At 65.7% G+C, this 17,569-nt stretch carries 20 protein-coding genes; 18 read left to right on the top strand and 2 right to left on the bottom strand.

All coding sequences use genetic code 11. The annotated features are described in order from the left end of the window. The first annotated feature begins 2 nt into the window (after positions 1-2). From A1351_RS14765 to A1351_RS14740, 7 genes are all read left to right on the top strand, one after another. Positions 3-290 carry a type II toxin-antitoxin system HicB family antitoxin gene (locus tag A1351_RS14765; protein ID WP_026599464.1) on the top strand — a complete coding sequence of 96 codons (288 nt, stop codon included), beginning with the start codon at positions 3-5 and terminating at the stop codon, positions 288-290. A 153-nt stretch (positions 291-443) separates the two neighbouring features. Then, the gene (locus tag A1351_RS14760) at positions 444-1,424 is read left to right on the top strand and encodes an HlyD family secretion protein (RefSeq protein WP_064033361.1); all 981 of its coding nucleotides are present in this window, start codon (positions 444-446) and stop codon (positions 1,422-1,424) included. Continuing rightward, positions 1,421-2,347, top strand: coding sequence for an ABC transporter ATP-binding protein (locus tag A1351_RS14755; protein ID WP_064033360.1), 927 nt, complete (start codon positions 1,421-1,423; stop codon positions 2,345-2,347). Before A1351_RS14760 ends, A1351_RS14755 begins: the two co-directional genes overlap by 4 nt. Beyond that, positions 2,344-3,492, top strand: coding sequence for an ABC transporter permease (locus A1351_RS14750; protein WP_064033359.1), 1,149 nt, complete (start codon positions 2,344-2,346; stop codon positions 3,490-3,492). The genes A1351_RS14755 and A1351_RS14750 overlap by 4 nt, the downstream gene beginning before the upstream one ends. A gap of 85 nt (positions 3,493-3,577) precedes the next feature. Further along, entirely contained in the window at positions 3,578-3,757 is a 180-nt protein-coding gene (locus A1351_RS24805; protein WP_108917330.1) for a hypothetical protein, read from the top strand. Between the two features lie 35 nt (positions 3,758-3,792). Further along, on the top strand, positions 3,793-4,218 hold the full coding sequence (locus tag A1351_RS14745; RefSeq protein ID WP_036309006.1) for a hypothetical protein: 426 nt from the start codon (positions 3,793-3,795) through the stop codon (positions 4,216-4,218). A gap of 225 nt (positions 4,219-4,443) precedes the next feature. Then, on the top strand, positions 4,444-4,743 hold the full coding sequence (locus tag A1351_RS14740) for an alkylphosphonate utilization protein (RefSeq protein WP_024881197.1): 300 nt from the start codon (positions 4,444-4,446) through the stop codon (positions 4,741-4,743). A gap of 21 nt (positions 4,744-4,764) precedes the next feature. Here the strand turns inward: A1351_RS14740 and A1351_RS14735 are convergent, their stop codons facing one another. Beyond that, on the bottom strand, positions 4,765-5,283 hold the full coding sequence (locus A1351_RS14735; protein ID WP_024881198.1) for a TIGR00645 family protein: 519 nt from the start codon (positions 5,281-5,283) through the stop codon (positions 4,765-4,767). 340 nt (positions 5,284-5,623) lie between these two features. Between A1351_RS14735 and A1351_RS14730 the strand changes: the two genes are divergently transcribed. From A1351_RS14730 to A1351_RS14690, 9 genes are all read left to right on the top strand, one after another. Further along, the gene (locus A1351_RS14730) at positions 5,624-7,396 is read left to right on the top strand and encodes an acetolactate synthase 3 large subunit (protein WP_064033358.1); all 1,773 of its coding nucleotides are present in this window, start codon (positions 5,624-5,626) and stop codon (positions 7,394-7,396) included. Between the two features lie 96 nt (positions 7,397-7,492). Continuing rightward, the gene (gene ilvN, locus A1351_RS14725) at positions 7,493-8,044 is read left to right on the top strand and encodes an acetolactate synthase small subunit (protein WP_024881200.1); all 552 of its coding nucleotides are present in this window, start codon (positions 7,493-7,495) and stop codon (positions 8,042-8,044) included. Between the two features lie 207 nt (positions 8,045-8,251). Next, positions 8,252-9,271, top strand: coding sequence for a ketol-acid reductoisomerase (gene ilvC, locus A1351_RS14720; RefSeq protein WP_024881201.1), 1,020 nt, complete (start codon positions 8,252-8,254; stop codon positions 9,269-9,271). Positions 9,272-9,422: 151 nt separating this feature from the next. After that, positions 9,423-9,875 (top strand): nuclear transport factor 2 family protein, encoded by a 453-nt coding sequence (locus A1351_RS14715; RefSeq protein WP_026599469.1) that lies wholly within the window; start codon positions 9,423-9,425, stop codon positions 9,873-9,875. Between the two features lie 37 nt (positions 9,876-9,912). After that, on the top strand, positions 9,913-10,374 hold the full coding sequence (locus tag A1351_RS14710) for a nuclear transport factor 2 family protein (RefSeq protein WP_024881202.1): 462 nt from the start codon (positions 9,913-9,915) through the stop codon (positions 10,372-10,374). A gap of 59 nt (positions 10,375-10,433) precedes the next feature. After that, on the top strand, positions 10,434-11,339 hold the full coding sequence (locus A1351_RS14705) for a PhzF family phenazine biosynthesis protein (RefSeq protein WP_064033357.1): 906 nt from the start codon (positions 10,434-10,436) through the stop codon (positions 11,337-11,339). Beyond that, positions 11,336-12,046 (top strand): NUDIX hydrolase, encoded by a 711-nt coding sequence (locus A1351_RS14700; protein WP_064033356.1) that lies wholly within the window; start codon positions 11,336-11,338, stop codon positions 12,044-12,046. Before A1351_RS14705 ends, A1351_RS14700 begins: the two co-directional genes overlap by 4 nt. A gap of 47 nt (positions 12,047-12,093) precedes the next feature. After that, entirely contained in the window at positions 12,094-13,887 is a 1,794-nt protein-coding gene (gene aroB, locus A1351_RS24025; protein WP_083967342.1) for a 3-dehydroquinate synthase, read from the top strand. A gap of 4 nt (positions 13,888-13,891) precedes the next feature. Beyond that, positions 13,892-15,199, top strand: a complete 1,308-nt coding sequence (locus A1351_RS14690) for an HlyC/CorC family transporter (protein ID WP_024881206.1) — start codon at positions 13,892-13,894, stop codon at positions 15,197-15,199. A 27-nt stretch (positions 15,200-15,226) separates the two neighbouring features. Here A1351_RS14690 and A1351_RS14685 read toward each other — a convergent pair whose 3' ends face one another. Next, positions 15,227-15,676, bottom strand: coding sequence for a helix-turn-helix domain-containing protein (locus A1351_RS14685; RefSeq protein ID WP_024881207.1), 450 nt, complete (start codon positions 15,674-15,676; stop codon positions 15,227-15,229). 77 nt (positions 15,677-15,753) lie between these two features. Between A1351_RS14685 and A1351_RS14680 the strand changes: the two genes are divergently transcribed. Then, positions 15,754-16,653, top strand: a complete 900-nt coding sequence (locus A1351_RS14680; protein WP_024881208.1) for an SDR family oxidoreductase — start codon at positions 15,754-15,756, stop codon at positions 16,651-16,653. 32 nt (positions 16,654-16,685) lie between these two features. Then, positions 16,686-17,543, top strand: coding sequence for a 3-deoxy-8-phosphooctulonate synthase (gene kdsA, locus A1351_RS14675; RefSeq protein ID WP_064033355.1), 858 nt, complete (start codon positions 16,686-16,688; stop codon positions 17,541-17,543). Positions 17,544-17,569: the final 26 nt, after the last annotated feature.

The raw sequence follows: 17,569 nt of genomic DNA, 5'->3' as shown, positions 1-17,569 counted from the left end.
CGATGACCCATTACGTCGCCATTGCCGAAGAGGAAGAGGGAAAGGCGGTCGGCGTCTGGTGTCCCGATCTGCCCGGCTGCGTCTCCGCGGGCGATAGTCTCGACGAGGCGATGGCCAACGCCGCCGAGGCGCTGACGCTCTGGGTGGACGTCGCGCTCGAGCACGGCCAGCCGATCCCTGCGCCGCGCAGCCTCGTCGATTTGAAGCGCGATCCCGCAATCTCACCGGAACTGTCGCAGTTCATGGTGGCGCTGATCCCGCTGCGGCCGCAGCTCGACGCTGCGCAATAACTCCCCTCGACGACCCTCCCCTTGCGACAGCCCGCCCCGGAGCTGGGTCTTGACCGCGTCACCGGCGCGACTTAACAGCCTGACCTCGGGGAAAGTTCGGATCGAGCGCATTGGGCTGGCCGGCCCGCTCCGTCCGCCGTTGCGAGGACGGAAATGCGACGCTGGCTCCTGCTCGTCTTGCTGATCCCCATCGCGCTCGGCCTCTGGCGCCTGCGCGGCGACGGCTATGGCTCCGGCGCCTTCCTCGGCTATGTCGAGGGCGAGCTTCTCTATATCGGCCCGGTGGAAGGCGAGCGTCTCGCCCGGCTCGACGTCGAGGCCGGCAGAGCGGTGACGGAGGGCGAGCCGCTCTTCTCCATGGCTACCCCCGTGCTCGATCGCCAGCGCGCCGAAGCCGCCGCGCGGCTGGCGCAAATGCAGGCGCAGCTCGAAAATCTGCGCGCCTCCATGAATCGTCCGCAGCAGATCGCCGTGCTGCAGGCCGCCGTCGAGCGCGCCCGCGCCTCGCTCGCTCTGTCGTCCGCCGAATATGAGCGCAAGCGCATTCTCACTTCGCATGGCAATGCGCCGAGATCGGCGCTCGATCAGGCGGTGATGGCGCGGGACCGCGACAAGGCCGCGCTCGCCGAGGCGGAGCGCCAGATCGAGGTCGCGCGCCTGCCGAGCCGCAATCAGGAGATCGAGGCCGCGCAATCGGCGATCGTCATGGCGCGCGCGCAGATCGAGCAGCTCGACACGCGCATCGCGCGACAAAAGGTCGTCGCGCCGGCGGCGGGCGTGGTGCAGGATATTTTCTTCCGCGCCGGCGAGATGGTCGCCGCCGGCCAGCCGGCGCTCTCCCTGCTGCCGCCGGAGAATCGCAAAGTGCGCTTCTATGTCCCGCAGGCGCGGCTCGTCGAGGCGCGGCTCGGCGCGCGCGTCGCCGTCGAATGCGACGGCTGCGAGAAGGGTCTTTCGGGCCGCATCAGCTTCATCGCTCAACGCGAGGAATATACGCCGCCCGTGATCTTCAGCGATCAGGAGCGCGCCAAGCTCGTCTTCAAAGTGGAGGCGCGGCTCGAGGAGAAGGCGCTGCTGCTTCCACTGGGCCTGCCGGTCCAAGTGCGCCTTGCGGCCGAGAGCGCGGCGCCGTGAGCGCCGCCGGCGTCGCCATAGAGGCCGAGGGGCTCACCAAATCCTTCGGCGGCCGCAAGGTGGTCGACAATCTCACAATGCGCGTCGAGCGCGGCCGCATTCACGGCTTTCTCGGCCCCAATGGCAGCGGCAAGACGACGACGATCCGCATGCTCTGCGGATTGCTGACGCCCGATTCCGGTCGCGGCTCCTGTCTCGGCTACGACATTCGCACGCAGCAGAACGAGATCAAGCGCCAGGTCGGCTATATGACGCAGCGCTTCTCGCTCTATGGCGATCTGTCGATCCGCGAGAATCTCGAATTCGTCGCGCGCATCTATGGCCTTCCGCGGCCCGTCGAAGCGGCTCGCGAGGCGATCATTCGCTTAGGGTTGGACAAGCGCGCCGAGCAGCTCGCTGGTGAGCTCTCTGGCGGCTGGAAGCAGCGGCTGGCGCTCGCCGCCTGCATATTGCCCGGTCCGGCGCTGCTGCTGCTCGACGAGCCGACGGCGGGAGTCGATCCAAAAGCGCGCCGCGATTTCTGGGACGAGATTCATTCGCTCGCCGCCGGCGGGCTCACTGTGCTGGTCTCCACCCATTACATGGACGAGGCGGAGCGCTGCCACGAGATCGCCTATATCGCCGATGGACGTCTGTTGGCGCAAGGGACGATCGCCGAGATCGTCGCCCGCTCCGGCCTCTCCACTTACGTCGTGACCGGCCCCGATCTCGGCGCGCTCGCCGCGCGGCTGAAGACGACGAAGGGCGTCGATATGGTCGCGCCCTTCGGCATGGCGCTGCATGTCGCCGGCCGCGACGCCGCGCGCCTTTCCGAGATCGTGCGCGAGTTCGGCGAGCGCGCGCCGCAGCAGTGGACACGCGGCGAGCCCTCGCTCGAGGATGTGTTCATCGACCTCATGACGCATATAGAGGCGCGACGATGATGTGGACGCCGCAGGCGCGCGCCTCGCTCGGGCGTCTCTATGCGATGTTCGTGAAGGAGCTGATCCAGCTGCGCCGCGATCGCGTGACTCTGGCGATGATCGTCGGCATTCCGCTCATTCAGCTCTTGCTGTTCGGCTACGCCATCAACGCCGATCCCAAGCATCTCGCCACGGCGCTGCTGGTGCAGGACGACGGGCCGCTGGCGCGCTCCTTCATCGCCGCGCTGCGGGCGACCGATTATTTCGACATCATCGCCGCCGCCACGGACGAGACCGACGCCGAAAAGCTGATCCTCTCCAATCGCGTGCAATTCGTCATCGAGATTCCGCCCGATTTCGGGCGGCGCGTGATCCGCGGCGAGAAGCCGCCGCTGCTGCTCGTCGCCGACGCCACCGATCCGACCGCGACCGGCGGCGCCGTCTCCGCCGTGACGGCGGCGGCGTCGAGCGCGCTCGACCGCGAGCTCACAGGCCCGCTCGCGCGGCTCGCGCAAGGGCCGGCGCCCTTCGAGGTGCGGGTGCATCGGCGCTATAACGCCGCAGGCGAGACGCGGCGCAATATCGTGCCCGGACTCGTCGGCACGATTCTCACAATGACCATGCTGATCTACACCGCGCTCTCGGTGACGCGCGAGATCGAGCGCGGCACGATGGAGTCGCTGCTCGCCATGCCGGTGCGGCCGACCGAGATCATGCTCGGCAAGATCGCGCCTTATGTCGTCGTCGGCGGCGTGCAGATGGGCATCATCCTCGTCGTCGCGACAATGCTGTTCGGCGTGCCGATCGTCGGCTCGCTGCTCGTGCTCGGCCCGCTGACGCTCTTGTTCATCACCGCCAATCTCTCGGTCGGCTACACATTCTCGACGATCGCCATCAATCAATTGCAGGCGATCCAGATGACCTTCTTCTTCTTCCTGCCCAATATGCTGCTCTCGGGCTTCTTCTTCCCCTTCCGCGGCATGCCGCAATGGGCGCAATATGTCGGCGAAGCGCTGCCGCTCACCCATTATCTGCGCATCGTGCGCTCGATCATGCTGAAAGGCTCGAGCTTCAGCGATTTGACCGCCGACACTCTCGCGCTCGGCGTCTTCACCCTGGTGGCGATGAGCGTCGCGGTGATGCGTTTCCGCCAGACTTTGGACTGACGGGAACGCGCTTGACCCGGCCATGCGCTCGCGCCAGGATGACAGGGCAGAGGGCTTCACGCCGCATCGGCGCGAAAGGGCGATCATGAACGCTTTTAGTCGCAACATGCTGCTGGCGTTGGGCGTCGCCGGCTTCGGCTATTTTCTGTGGTCGATCTTCGTGGCCAGCCGCTATCAGGCCCTTTGCGAAATCTCCTATTGGTCTGCGACCGAGGCGCAATTGCGCGCCTGCGACGAGATGCGCTCCTCCCTGCCGAGAAATTGACGAGGCCGCGCCGCGCGCGCATTGCGGAAAATAGAATGAACGCCAGACTCTACGCTTTTGTGGCCCTAGCGCTGCTGCTCGCGCCGCATGCCCACGCCTCGGAAATTCATCTCGATTGCGGACGCACCAATCGAACGGTCGCGATCGACGTCGACACCGGCCGGCGCTTCGTGCAGCTCATTTGGGAGGACGGCGTCGCCGAGGAATATCGCGATGGCGATTCCTATGTCTCCGGCGCGAGCGGCTCCAGCGAGACGCAAAAGGTCACTTATGCGGTCAGCGTGGATAAGGATGCGGTGAGCTTCGGACAGGACCGCGTCTGCGTCGCCGCGACCGGCAAATGCCGAGATCAGCATATTCGCAACCTGCTCGACATGACCGCGGGCACGTTGAAATATGACGATGGCGGCGTCATCGCCGTGATGAAATGCGCGCCTGCGCCGCCGGGCCGCAAATTCTAGAGCGCGTTCCGATCGAACGGTATCGTTCGATCGATCAGAATTCGCTCCAAAAGAGAGATACCTAGAGCATTATCCGATCCGATCGGATCGGATAATGCTCTAGAGACGTCGCCCCATAGAAACGCATCGCTCCGCTCCACCTTGCGCCGGGGCGGCGCGGTCGCCTAAGAGAGCGCATCCGATGCGCGGCTCTCGCGCGCGGCGTTCAATCGAAAAGAGGTTCGCGTGGCCGACGACGAAGACTATGTCTATGACGAAGCGAGCGGCGAATGGGTTCCGGCGTCGCAGCTCGCCGCGGCGGCGGCGCAGGCGAAAGTCGTGAAGGATTCGGCCGGCAATGCGCTCGCCGACGGCGACTCCGTCACCCTCATCAAGGATCTGAAGGTGAAGGGCGCCAATCAGACGTTGAAGCAGGGCACGGTGATCAAATCGATCCGCCTCACCGACGATCCGGAGGAGATCGACTGCCGGCACGACACCATCAAAGGATTGGTGCTGCGGACGGAATTCGTGAAGAAACGCTGAGCCGGTCTTCCGGCTCGCTCGTCAATGCGCCTCCTCGTCGTGGTTTTTTCCATGGCCGCCGGCGAGGCGCTCCGACAGAGCGAAGGCCAGCGTCGAGACGACGAAGACCATATGAATGCCGAGATAGAAATACAGATCCCGGTCATTCATATGCGGCACGTCCATGAAGGCTTCGAGCAATTTGATCGCCGAAATGGCGACGATGGTCGAGAGCAGCTTCAGCTTCAGCTCGGAGAAATCGATCGAGCCCATCCAGTCCGGCCAGCCGGGCTGGCTGTCCGTGTCGACCCTGGAGACGAAATTCTCATAGACCGACAGCATGACCGTCACCACCAGAGCGCCCGTCAGAGTCATGTCGATGAGGTCCAGCACCAGCAGGGTCATGTCGGATTCGGCGGCGGTGAGGAGATGCGCCGTCGCCTCGTAGAGATGGACGCCCGCTTTATAGAGCAGCTCCAAGAGCCCAACCGCCAGCATGACGAAGAAGGGCGCGAGCAGCCAGCGCGACATGAACAGGAAGGATTCGAAAAAGCGCTTCATCTTCGACTCGTTCTCGTGGGGAGGCGACGGAGCCGTACACGAATTCGCCGCGCCGGCCAAGCTCAGGGGACCGGCGCGCGCGCCGATCGCCCCTATGCCCGCGGAATCGCCTTGACCCCTGCGGTCGTCTCCCGTAACGTCTACTCCGTTATTTCACCTGGAGCGGGCCGTGAAGGGCATTCTTCTCGTAGGCAGGGCGCTGGAGACGGAGCGGGTCTGAACCCGAGCTTCCGCCGCTGGCGCTTATCCGAGGCCCTCCAGGGGGCCTTTTTTATTGCCTATGGGGGCGCGCCCGCGCAGTCCTATGTCTCGAGGGTCGAGAAAAGCGGAGCTGGAGAGAATGGCGAAGCAGATGACCGGAGCGGAAATGGTGGTCGAGGCCCTGAAGGATCAGGGCGTCGAAGTGCTTTTCGGCTATCCCGGCGGCGCCGTCCTTCCGATCTATGACGTGCTCTTCCATCAAGAGAAGGTGCGGCACATTCTCGTGCGTCACGAGCAGGGCGCGGCCCATGCGGCGGAGGGCTACGCCCGCTCCTCCGGCAAGCCGGGCGTGCTGCTCGTCACCTCCGGCCCCGGCGCCACCAACACCATCACCGGCCTCACCGATGCGCTGATGGACTCCATTCCGCTGGTCTGCATCACCGGCCAGGTGCCGACGCATCTCATCGGCTCCGACGCCTTTCAGGAATGCGACACGGTCGGCATCACGCGCCACTGCACCAAGCATAATTATCTGGTGAAGAATATCGCCGATCTGCCGCGCATCCTGCACGAGGCGTTTTACGTCGCCTCCAGCGGGCGGCCCGGGCCGGTGGTCATCGATATTCCGAAAGATGTGCAATTCGCGTCCGGGACCTATACCGGCCCGCGCAATGTCCATCACAAGACCTATCGGCCCAAGCTCGACGCCGACACGGACGCCATTCGCCTCGCGGTGAAGATGATGGCCGCCGCCAAGCGCCCCATCTTGTACACGGGCGGCGGCGTCATCAATTCCGGCCCGGCGGCCTCGACGCTGCTGCGCGAATTGGTGTCGCTGACCGGCTTCCCGATCACCTCCACGCTGATGGGCCTCGGCGCCTATCCGGGTTCCGGGCCGAACTGGCTCGGAATGCTCGGCATGCACGGCACTTTCGAGGCCAATAACGCCATGCACGACTGCGATCTGATGATCGCCGTCGGCTCGCGTTTCGACGATCGCATCACCGGAAGGCTCGACGCTTTCTCGCCCGGCTCGAAGAAGATCCACATCGATATCGATCGTTCCTCGATCAATAAGAATGTGAAGGTCGATCTGCCCATCGTCGGCGATTGCGGCCATGTGCTGGAGAGCATGGTGCGCATCTGGCGCGCCGAGGCGATGCACGCCGAGAAGCAGCCGCTCGACGCCTGGTGGAAGAAGATCGACGAATGGCGCGACCGCAAGTCGCTGGCCTTCCGCAATTCGGACAAGGTCATCAAGCCGCAATACGCCGTGCAGCGTCTCTATGCGCTGACCAAGGATCGCGATCCTTACGTCACCACCGAGGTCGGCCAGCATCAGATGTGGGCCGCGCAGCATTATCATTTCGACGAGCCCAATCGCTGGATGACCTCCGGCGGGCTCGGCACCATGGGCTATGGCCTGCCGGCGGCGATCGGCGCGCAGCTCGCGCATCCCAAATCGCTGGTCGTCGACATCGCCGGCGAGGCGTCGATTCTGATGAACATTCAGGAGATGTCGACGGCGATCCAATATCGCCTGCCGGTCAAGGTGTTCATCCTGAACAATGAATATATGGGCATGGTGCGCCAGTGGCAGGAGCTGCTGCACGGCGGGCGCTACTCGCACTCCTATTCGGAGGCGCTGCCCGATTTCGTGAAGCTCGCCGAGGCCTTCGGCGCCAAGGGCATTCGCTGCTCCGACCCCGCCGATCTCGATCGCGCCATCATGGAAATGATCGACTATGACGGGCCGGTGATTTTCGACTGCCTCGTCGAGAAGGGCGAGAATTGCTTCCCGATGATCCCCTCGGGCAAGGCGCATAACGACATGCTGCTCGCCGATCTCTCCGACGACGCCGGAATCGAGCTCGGCTCGATCATCGACGAAAAGGGCAAGATGCTGGTGTGAGACGAGCGCGAATAGCGAGATAGCGAGTAGCGAATAGAGCTGCTCCTGCGTCGACTATTCGCTACTCGCTACTCGCTATTCGCTGGAAACGGACACATGAACGCTCCCCTCTCCCCGCCCTCGCCCTATTCCTCGCCGACGTCGCGCTCCAATGTGGAGACGCATACGCTCGCCGTGCTGGTCGACAATGAGCCGGGCGTGCTGGCGCGCGTCGTCGGCCTGTTCTCGGGCCGCGGCTATAATATCGAGAGCCTGACGGTGGCGGAGGTCGCCCATGGCGAGCATCTCTCGCGCATCACCGTCGTCACCTCCGGCACGCCGGAGACGATCGAGCAGATTCAGCATCAGCTCGAGCGGCTGGTGCCGGTTCATAAAGTCACCGATCTCACCGTCTCCGCCCGCTCGCTCGAGCGCGAGCTGGCCATGGTGAAGGTGCGCGGCAAGGGCGAGGAGCGCAACGCCGCGCTGCAGCTGGCCGAGGCCTTCCGCGCCCGCGTCGTCGACGCCACGACCGAGAGCTTCATCTTCGAGCTGACCGGAAAGCCCAATAAGATCGACGAATTCGTCGATCTGATGCGCCCGATCGGCCTCGTCGAGGTCTCGCGCACCGGCGTGGCGGCGATCTCCCGCGGACCGGACCCGATCTGACCGCGCAAATCCTTAATTTTTGACCTTCGCGCGCTGGACGCGTAGAAAGGTCTGCGAAATGCGCTCTCGTCCTGCGGTTCTTCCCGAGACGAGAGAAAAGCCACGTAAAATCAATCAGGAAACCGACTCCACCGGCGCGACCGGCGGTTGCGGAGCTCTTGAAGACTAGCGACGGCCGACTGTCGTCCTGCGGGGGAAAGCGAGAATATGCGCGTCTATTATGATCGGGATGCCGACATCAATCTGATCAAGGGCAAGAAGGTCGCTGTGGTCGGCTATGGCAGCCAGGGCCACGCCCATGTCCTGAACCTCAAGGATTCCGGCGTCACCGAGGTCGCGGTCGCGCTGCGCAAGGGCTCCGCCTCCGCCAAAAAGGCCGAAGGCGCCGGCGTCAAGGTGCTGGAGGTGGCCGAGGCCGCCAAATGGGCCGATGTCGTCATGATGCTGACGCCGGACGAGCTGCAGGGCGAGATCTACGCCGCCGAGCTCGAGCCGAATCTGAAGCCCGGCGCGGCGCTGTTCTTCGCCCATGGCCTCAACATTCACTTCAACCTCATCGAGCCGCGCAAGGATCTCGACGTCATCATGGTCGCGCCCAAGGGCCCGGGCCATACGGTGCGCGGCGAATATCTGAAGGGCGGCGGCGTGCCCTGCCTCATCGCCGTGCATCAGAACGCCTCCGGCAATGCGCTCGAGCTCGGCCTCTCCTACGCTTCGGCGATCGGCGGCGGCCGGGCGGGCGTCATCGAGACCAGCTTCCGCGAGGAATGCGAGACCGATCTCTTCGGCGAGCAGGTGGTGCTCTGCGGCGGTCTCGTCGAGCTGATCCGCAATGGCTTCGAGACTTTGGTCGAGGCCGGCTATGCGCCGGAAATGGCCTATTTCGAGTGCCTTCACGAGGTGAAGCTGATCGTCGACCTCATCTATGAGGGCGGCATCGCCAATATGAATTATTCGGTCTCCAACACTGCCGAATATGGCGAATATGTCACCGGCCCGCGCATCGTCACCAAGGACACCAAGGCCGAGATGAAGCGCGTGCTCGAGGATATTCAGTCCGGCAAGTTCACCCGCGACTGGATGCTCGAGAACAAGGTGAGCCAGACATCCTTCAAGGCGACCCGCGCCCGCAACGCCGCCCATCCGATCGAGGAGGTCGGCGGACGCCTGCGCGCGATGATGCCCTGGATCGGCAAGAACCGGCTGGTCGACAAGGACCGCAATTAGAGCGCTTCCGATCGGGCGCACGATCCGATCCGATTGGATCGTGCTCTCGTGGAGCGTGCGAAGGAGAGCGCCATAGGGAAGTTCAGCTCGGATCGAACGCAACGTCGAGAGAGGAGCGGCCGGGGCGCCGCCCTTGCGACGGAGAAGCGCGATGCAGCCGAAAATCGACGCGCCTGACGAAGAGGAACGTCGCAAATTGAGACGCAATGTCTTCGAGATCACACGCCTGCGCATGTCGGGGCAGATCGAGGAGATGTTGCGCTATTTTGCGCCGGACGTGATCGTTCGCTATCACGCCACCAAAGAGGGCCTGTTTCTTCCCGGCGTCCTTCACGGCCGCGAGGCGTTTCGCGAGAATATTCGTCTCACCGACGTCGACTACGAGCCCCTCGGCAGCGAGGTGCTGGACATTTTGGTGGACGGCTCCATGACGGTGGTGCGGTGGCGCAACTCCTGGCGCCATCGCAATTCCGGGCGCACCGCGACCATGGACATGGCGCATTTCCTGTCTTGGCGAAACGGCATGGTCATCGAAGTGTTCGAGTATCTCGATTATCACGGCTGGAATCCCTTCAGCGACGAAGCGCTCATCGAAAGGGACTAGCGCCGCCCCTGAGAAGAAAGCGCGAATCGAGGCGCGTATGACCGATATCGAAGAGCTTTTCACCCATCGCCCGCCGGGGCTGGAGCGCGACGAAATCCGTCGCCGCCTCGATTTGCTCGCCTCGCAGCCGGCCGAGAACGGCGATTTCAGCGTGATCCACGAGCTGTTCTCGCCGGATGTCGTCTGCGAGTTCGTCGGCGACAAGACGCGCATCCCCTATGCCGGGCGCCATACGGGCATCGACGCGCTGCTCAATATATTGCGCGCCATCAACGTCGACTTCTGCCAGTCGGAGCCGATGATCGACGATGTCGTCATCGACGGCGGCCGCGTCGCGCTCCGGCGCAGCGTGCGCTGGCGCCATCGCGGCACCGGCCTCGAGGGCCGCGTCGACCTCGCCGATTTCGTACGTTTCGAGCACGGGCTCATCGTCGAATTGATCGAGTTCCGCGATTCGATCAGCATTCTCAACATTCAGGGCGAGCCCTCCTGGCCCTGACCCTGCCGTCCAGATCCTGAGCCGCCCCTTCTGGCCCTAGCCGAGGCTCCGCCCTTCCCATGCGATTGCGCTTTTTCACGCTCGACGTCTTCACGACGCATCGTTTCGCCGGCAATCCGCTCGCCGTCGTGCTCGGCGCGGACGGGCTCGACGCTGCGACGATGCAGTCCATCGCCCGCGAGCTCAATCTGAGCGAGACCGTCTTCATGCTGGAGCCGCGCGATTCCATCAATACGGCGCGGCTGCGCATCTTCACGCCGCTGCGCGAATTGCCCTTCGCCGGCCATCCGACGATCGGCGCGGCGATCCTGCTCGCGACGCAGCGCGCGCCGGAGATGCTGACCCGCAATGGAATCGTCATCGCGCTCGAGGAGGAGATCGGGCTCGTCCGCTGCGATGTGGTGAGGGACGCCTCCCGCGCCATTCTCGCGCGCTTCGTCGCGCCGCGCCTGCCCCTCCCCGGAGCGCCGGCGCCGGAGGCCGAACCTCTGGCCCGCGCGCTCGGCCTCTCGGCCGCGGACATAGGCTTCGCCCGCCATATTCCTTCGCGCTTCTCGGCCGGGGTGGAGTTCGTCTTCATTCCGCTCTCCTCCCGCGCTGCGCTGGATCGCGCGTGGCCGGACCCGGCGCTCTTTCCGGCCGTCATGGGCGAGGCGGTCGGCGCCTATCTCTACACGAGCGAGACAGTGGAGCCTGCGAGCGCGGTCTGCGCGCGAATGTTCGCCAATGGCGTCGGCATAGGCGAGGATCCGGCCACGGGCTCGGCCGCCGCGGCCTTCGCCGGCGTCGCTCACGCTTTCGAGGCGCCGGAGGATGGCGAGCACGAATTCGTCATCGAGCAGGGCTACGCCATGGGCCGCCCTTCCCGCATCATCCTCGGCTCGCGGATCGAGGCGGGCCGTCTCGTCGCGGTCACAGTGGCGGGACATGCGGTGGAAATGCAACGCGGAGAATTGGAGTTATGAGCGGCGAGATCGAGATCGCCAGCGCCGCCGCCCTGCATTGCGTGCTCGAGCCTCATGATTGGGCCTTCGATCGTCTGCGCGGCGCGGAGATCGACGCCCATTGGGCCACGCGCCGCGCCGCCGTCCCCTCGCTCTATGACGGGCCTGTGCTGCTCGCCCATGGCGTCTCGCGCGGGGAGAATGGGATTCTCGGCGTCAAATTCTTCACGACGCGCTTCTCGCGCTTCCTCGCCTGGCGGGACTTCGGCTTTCCGGGCGGCGGCGTCCATAATTGCTTCTCCATGCCGGCGCTGCGCTCGTCGGACGGCGCCTTTCTGCTCGGCGAGATGGGGGCGGATCATTCCGCCGCCGGGGCGATCTATTTCCCCGCCGGCACGCCGGACCCGAGCGATCTGCGCGACGGGATCGTCGATCTCGAGGCCAATCTGCTGCGCGAGCTGGAGGAGGAGACCGGCATTGCGGCGCAAGAGGTGCGGCTTTCGCCCGGCTGGACCATCGTCTTCGCCGGGCCGCGCGTCGCTTGCATGCGAATCGCGCAATCGCCGCTCTCCGCCGCCGCGCTGGAAGAGCGCGTGACCGCCTTTATCGCCGCGCAAAACAAGCCGGAGCTGGCCGGCGTGCGCATGGCCGCGCGGCGCGCCGACCTCGCCGAGCCGCGAATGCTTCACTTCATCCGCCGTTTTCTCGAGCCGCTGCTGCCCACATGAGCAAATGGGGGCTGAATTTCCTTGCGGCGCGGTGTAGATTGTACGTCATGAGCAAAGTGCAAGCGATCGGCGGCCATGTGGCGCGGCCGGGCGGACAGACTCCGCCCGAGGACTGCGCGCGCGCCATTCGCGGCGCTCTGCTCGGCCGCTCGCTCGTGCTCGTCGGCATGATGGGCTCCGGCAAGACCTCCATCGGCCAGCGCTTGGCGCAGCGACTCGGCCTGCCCTTCAAGGACGCCGACGCCGAGATCGTCGCCGCCGCGGCCGGCATGTCGATCCCCGATATTTTCGCCAAATATGGCGAAGCGCATTTCCGCGATTGCGAGCGCCGCGTCATCGCCCGCCTGCTGGCCGGCGAGCCCTGCGTGCTGGCCACCGGCGGCGGCGCCTTCATGGACGAGGCCACCCGCGCGCGGGTCAAGGAGCGCGGCGTCTCGCTGTGGTTCGACGCCGCCCATGACGTGCTGCTGCGGCGCGTGCGCCGCAAGGGCGACCGGCCCCTGCTGCAGACGAGCGATCCCGCCGCCGTGCTGCGCCGGCTGATGGACGAGCGCTATCCGGTCTACCGCCAGGCCGACATCGCCGTGCTCTCCCGCGATGTGGCGCATGAGGTGATGGTCGAGGAGACCATCGCCGCGCTGCTGGCCTTTGCGCATGGCGCGCCGGAGAGCGCGACCACACGAGGATTCGACAGATTCATGACGTCACGAACGCCGCCCGCCCCCGTCGAGCCGCAGACTGTCGAAGTGGGGCTCGGCGACCGCGCCTATGACATCATCATCGGCGCCGGGCTGCTCGAGCAGGCGGGCGAGCATCTCGCGCGCATCGCGCCGGGCGCCGCCTGCGCCGTCGTCACCGACGCCAATGTCGCGCGGCTGCAGCTCCCCGTGCTGCGCCACAGCCTGGAGAAAGCCGGGATACGCACCGCCTCGATCATCGTCGAGCCGGGCGAAGCCTCCAAATCCTTCCCCGTCTTCCAGCGCGTCTGCGAGGAGATTTTGGAGGCCCGCATCGAGCGGCGCGATGTGGTGCTGGCGCTCGGCGGCGGCGTGGTCGGCGATCTCGCCGGCTTCGCGGCGGCGAGCGTGCGGCGCGGCTCGCGCTTCGTGCAAGTGCCGACGACTCTGCTGGCGCAGGTCGACTCTTCCGTCGGCGGCAAGACCGGCATCAACACGCCGCAGGGCAAGAATCTCGTCGGCGCCTTCTATCAGCCCTCGCTGGTGCTGGCCGATGTCGACGCTCTGGCGACGCTGCCGCTGCGCGAGTTCCGCGCCGGCTACGCCGAAGTGGTCAAATACGGCCTCATCGACGACGCCTTCTTCTTCGAATGGCTGGAGAACAACGCCTCCGCCGTCTTCGCCGACCGCGCCGCGCGCGTCGAGGCGATTTCGGTGAGCTGCCGCTCCAAGGCCAAGATCGTCGCTCGCGACGAGACCGAGCAGGGCGATCGCGCTCTGCTCAATCTCGGCCATACTTTCGGCCATGCGCTGGAGCGGCTCGTGCGTTACGACGGCGAGCGCCTCGTCCATGGCGAAGGCGTCGCCATCGGCCTCGTCTGCGCCTTCCGCTTCTCGGCGCGGCTCGGCCTATGCAGCCTGCAGGACGCCGAGCGGGTCGGCCGCCATCTCACCCGCGTCGGCCTGCCGACTCGCATTCGCGACATTTCCGGCTGGCGCGATGACGCCGACGCCATGCTCGACGCCATGTTCCAGGACAAGAAAGTCGAGAAAGGCGCGCTCACCTTCATTTTGGCGCGCGGCATCGGACGCTCCTTCGTCGCCAAGGGCATAGACGTGGATCAGCTGCGCAGCTTCCTCAAAGACGAAATCGCGCGCGAGTAGCCCTATGCATGGCGGAGCGGAGGCTGGCCTCGAGAATGTCGACATCTGGGTCGCGTCCCTGGTGGTTTTGCTGTGCGTGCTTCTCTCGGCCTTCTTCTCCGCCTCCGAGACGGCGCTGACCGCCGCCTCCCATGCGCATATGCACTCGCTGGAGAAGGAGGGCGACCGCCGCGCGGTGGTGGTCAATCGCCTGCTGCGCCAGCGCAATCGCATGATCGCGGCGCTGCTGCTCGGCTCCACTCTGGTCAATATCGGCGGCTCGGCCTTCACCACCAGCGTGCTCGTCTATCTCACCGGCGAGAGCGGCGCCGTCTACGCCACCATCATCATGACGGTGCTGCTGCTGGTCTTCGCCGAAGTCCTGCCCAAGACGGTGGCGATCAACCATCCCGACCGGCTGTCGCTGCGCGTCGCCCGCATCATCAGCGTGTTCGTCGCCGTCTTCGGCCCGCTGCTCTTTGCGGTGGAGGCCTTCGTGCGCGGCGTGCTGAAGCTCGCCGGCGTCGAGATCGGCCATGGCCGCACGCTGCTCTCGCCCTATGACGAGTTGAAGAGCGCCGTCGACATCATGCATGAGGAAGGAACCGTCGAGCGCAATTGGCGCGACATGTTCGGCGGCGTGCTCGATCTTCAGGTGCTGCATGTCGCCGATGTGATGATCCATCGCACCAAAATGCGCACCATAGACGCCGATCTGCCGCCCGAGCAGATCGTGCGCGAGGTTCTCGCCTCGCCCTTCACGCGCATGCCCTTGTGGCGCGACCGGCCCGATAATTTCATCGGCGTCATCCACTCCAAGGATTTGCTGCGCGCGCTGGATGCGGCGGGAGCGGATTTTTCCAAGCTCAGCATAGACGATGTCGCGCTCGAGCCCTGGTTCGTCCCGGAATCGACGACGCTCGAGGATCAGCTCGAGGCCTTTCTCAAGCGCAAGACGCATTTTGCGCTCGTCGTCGACGAATATGGCGAGGTGATGGGCCTCGTCACGCTCGAGGATATTCTCGAGGAGATCGTCGGCGATATTCGCGACGAGCACGATCTCGCCATGCAGGGCGTTCGCCCGCAGGAGGACGGCTCGGTGCTCGTCGACGGCGCCGTGCCGGTGCGCGATCTCAATCGCGTCATGGAGTGGAGCCTCCCCGACGAAGAGGCGACGACGATCGCCGGCCTCGTCATCCATGAGGCGGCGGCCATTCCCGAGGCGGGGCAGGTGTTCAACTTCCACGGTTTCCGCTTCGAGGTGCTGCGCAAGATGCGCAACCGCATCACCGTGCTGAAAGTGACCCCGACCGAGGCCCGAGAGCCCGACTGACGCGCGCCGGACTGACGCGCGCCCGGCTCACGCAGCGCTCTCTTCGGCAGGCCCTTCGTCGAAGCGCCGCCGCGCCGCGACAATCGCCGGATGGCTCTGCTCCGCCCAGCGAATGAGCGCGGCCAGCGGCTCCATCATGGCGACGCCGAGCGGCGTCAGCCGATAATCCACGCTCGGCGGCTTGGTCGGATAGACACTGCGCGCGACCAGCCCGTCCCGCTCCAGCGTGCGCAGCGTCTGCGTCAGCATGCGCTTGGAAATATCCGGCGTCGCACGGTTGAGCGCGCCGAAGCGCTGCGGCCCGGCGGCCAGCGCGATCAAAATCAGAGTCGTCCATTTGTCGCCGACGCGATCCAGCACATCGCGCACCGGACAGCGGCTCGCATCCAGCGCCAACTCTCGCCATTCGTCGAATTTGCGCGCGAGCTCCTCCCGCGCAGTCATCGAGACGGTTCCCTCGGCGTCGCCTTGTCCCAAAAAACTGCCTCCTTCACGGGCTCAATAGTCTCGTCTAGAGACCTTATATCAGAAACGAGACCGAAAGGAACGCCGCCATGACCTCCTCCGCTCACCCGCGCATTTTCGTCACCGGCGCGACCGGCCAGCTCGGCCGGCTCGTCATTGGCGCGCTGCTGCGAAGCGTTCCGGCGACGCGCATCGTCGCCGGCGTGCGCCGGACCGACAGCGACGCCGCCCGCGATCTCGCCGCCCTCGGCGTGGAGCTGCGCATCGCCGATTATTCCCGCCCGGAGACGCTGACCCCGGCCTTCGCGGGCGTGGAACGGCTGCTGCTGATCTCCTCGAGCGAGGTGGGCCAGCGAACGGCGCAGCACCGCAATGTCATCGAGGCGGCGACGCGGGCCGGCGTCGGCCTCCTCGCCTATACGAGCCTGCTGCGCGCCGATGTTTCGCCGCTGGCGCTGGCGCAGGAGCATCGCGAGACGGAAGCGCTCCTGCGCGCCTCGGGAACGCCTTTCGCGTTGCTGCGCAACGGCTGGTATACGGAAAATTACGCCGCCTCCATCGCCCCGGCGCTGGCGCATGGGGTCTTCATCGGCGCCGCCGGCGAGGGCCGGATCGCCTCCGCCGCGCGCGCCGATTACGCCGAGGCCGCGGCCGCCGTGCTGACGGGCGCGGATCAGGCCGGCCGCATCTATGAGCTGGCCGGAGACGAGGCCTATACGCTCGGCGAATTCGCGGCCGCGATCAGCGATGTCTCGGGACGAAAGATCGCCTATCAGAACCTGCCCGAAGCCGATTTCGCCGGCGCTCTCGTCGGCGCCGGCCTGCCGGGCGCATTCGCCGCTATGCTGGCCGATTCCGACGCAGGCGCGGCGAAAGGCGCGCTGTTCGACAATGGCCTCCAGCTCAGCGCGCTGATCGGCCGGCCGACGACGCCCGACGCCGTCACCATCGCGCAGACATGGGCGCCTCTCGCCGCCGCCCACAAATGACGCCTCGTCGTGATCGGTGATAAGCTTCTCGGATGAACAAAGCGGCGGATTTCTCCACGGTCACGGTCGGCTCTTCTCGCCGCGTCGCCTTCGGCGATCATCTGCCGCTCGCCCTCATCGCCGGCCCCTGCGCGCTGGAGAGCCGCGCGCAGGGCCTCGAAATCGCACAGGCGCTGGCCGAGCTCGCCGAGCGGCTGAGCATTGGCGTGGTCTTCAAAGCCTCTTTCGACAAGGCCAATCGCAGCTCCGGCTCCGCGGGACGCGGCCTCGGCCTTGCCGCCTCTCTGCCGATCTTCGCCGAGATCAAGGAGCGCTTCGGCCTTCCCATCCTCACCGACGTGCATGAGACGACGCAATGCGCGCCTGTCGCAGAGGTTGCGGATATTCTGCAAATCCCCGCCTTCCTCTGCCGGCAGACCGACCTTCTGGCGGCGGCGGCGCGCACGGGGCGCGTCGTCAATGTGAAGAAGGGCCAGTTTCTCGCGCCCTGGGACATGCGCCACGCGATCGACAAGCTGCGCGCCGAGGGCGCCGTCGGCGCGCTGGCGACGGAGCGCGGAACCAGCTTCGGCTATAACGCCCTCGTCTCCGACATGCGCGCGCTGCCCGTTCTCGCCGAGACGACCGGCGTTCCGGTCATTTTCGACGCCACACATTCCGTGCAGCAGCCGGGCGGCCTCGGCGCGGCCTCCGGCGGCGAGCGGCGCTTCGTCCCCGTGCTGGCGCGGGCGGCTGTGGCGGTGGGCGTCGCCGGCCTCTTCATCGAGACGCATCCCGATCCCGAAAGCGCTGTCTCCGACGGGCCGAATATGATCGCGCTACGCGATTTGCCGGCGCTGATCGAGGCGCTTTTAGCCTTCGACCGGCTGGCGAAGGCGCTCGCGTCATAATCGCGCGCGTCATTGCGAGCGAAGCG

Origin of the sequence: Methylosinus sp. R-45379, assembly GCF_001644125.1 — a bacterium.
In the GTDB taxonomy this organism is placed as follows: domain Bacteria; phylum Pseudomonadota; class Alphaproteobacteria; order Rhizobiales; family Beijerinckiaceae; genus Methylosinus.
Note: the sequence above shows the minus strand (reverse complement) of the source record. Positions and strands in the feature narration are given on the sequence as shown.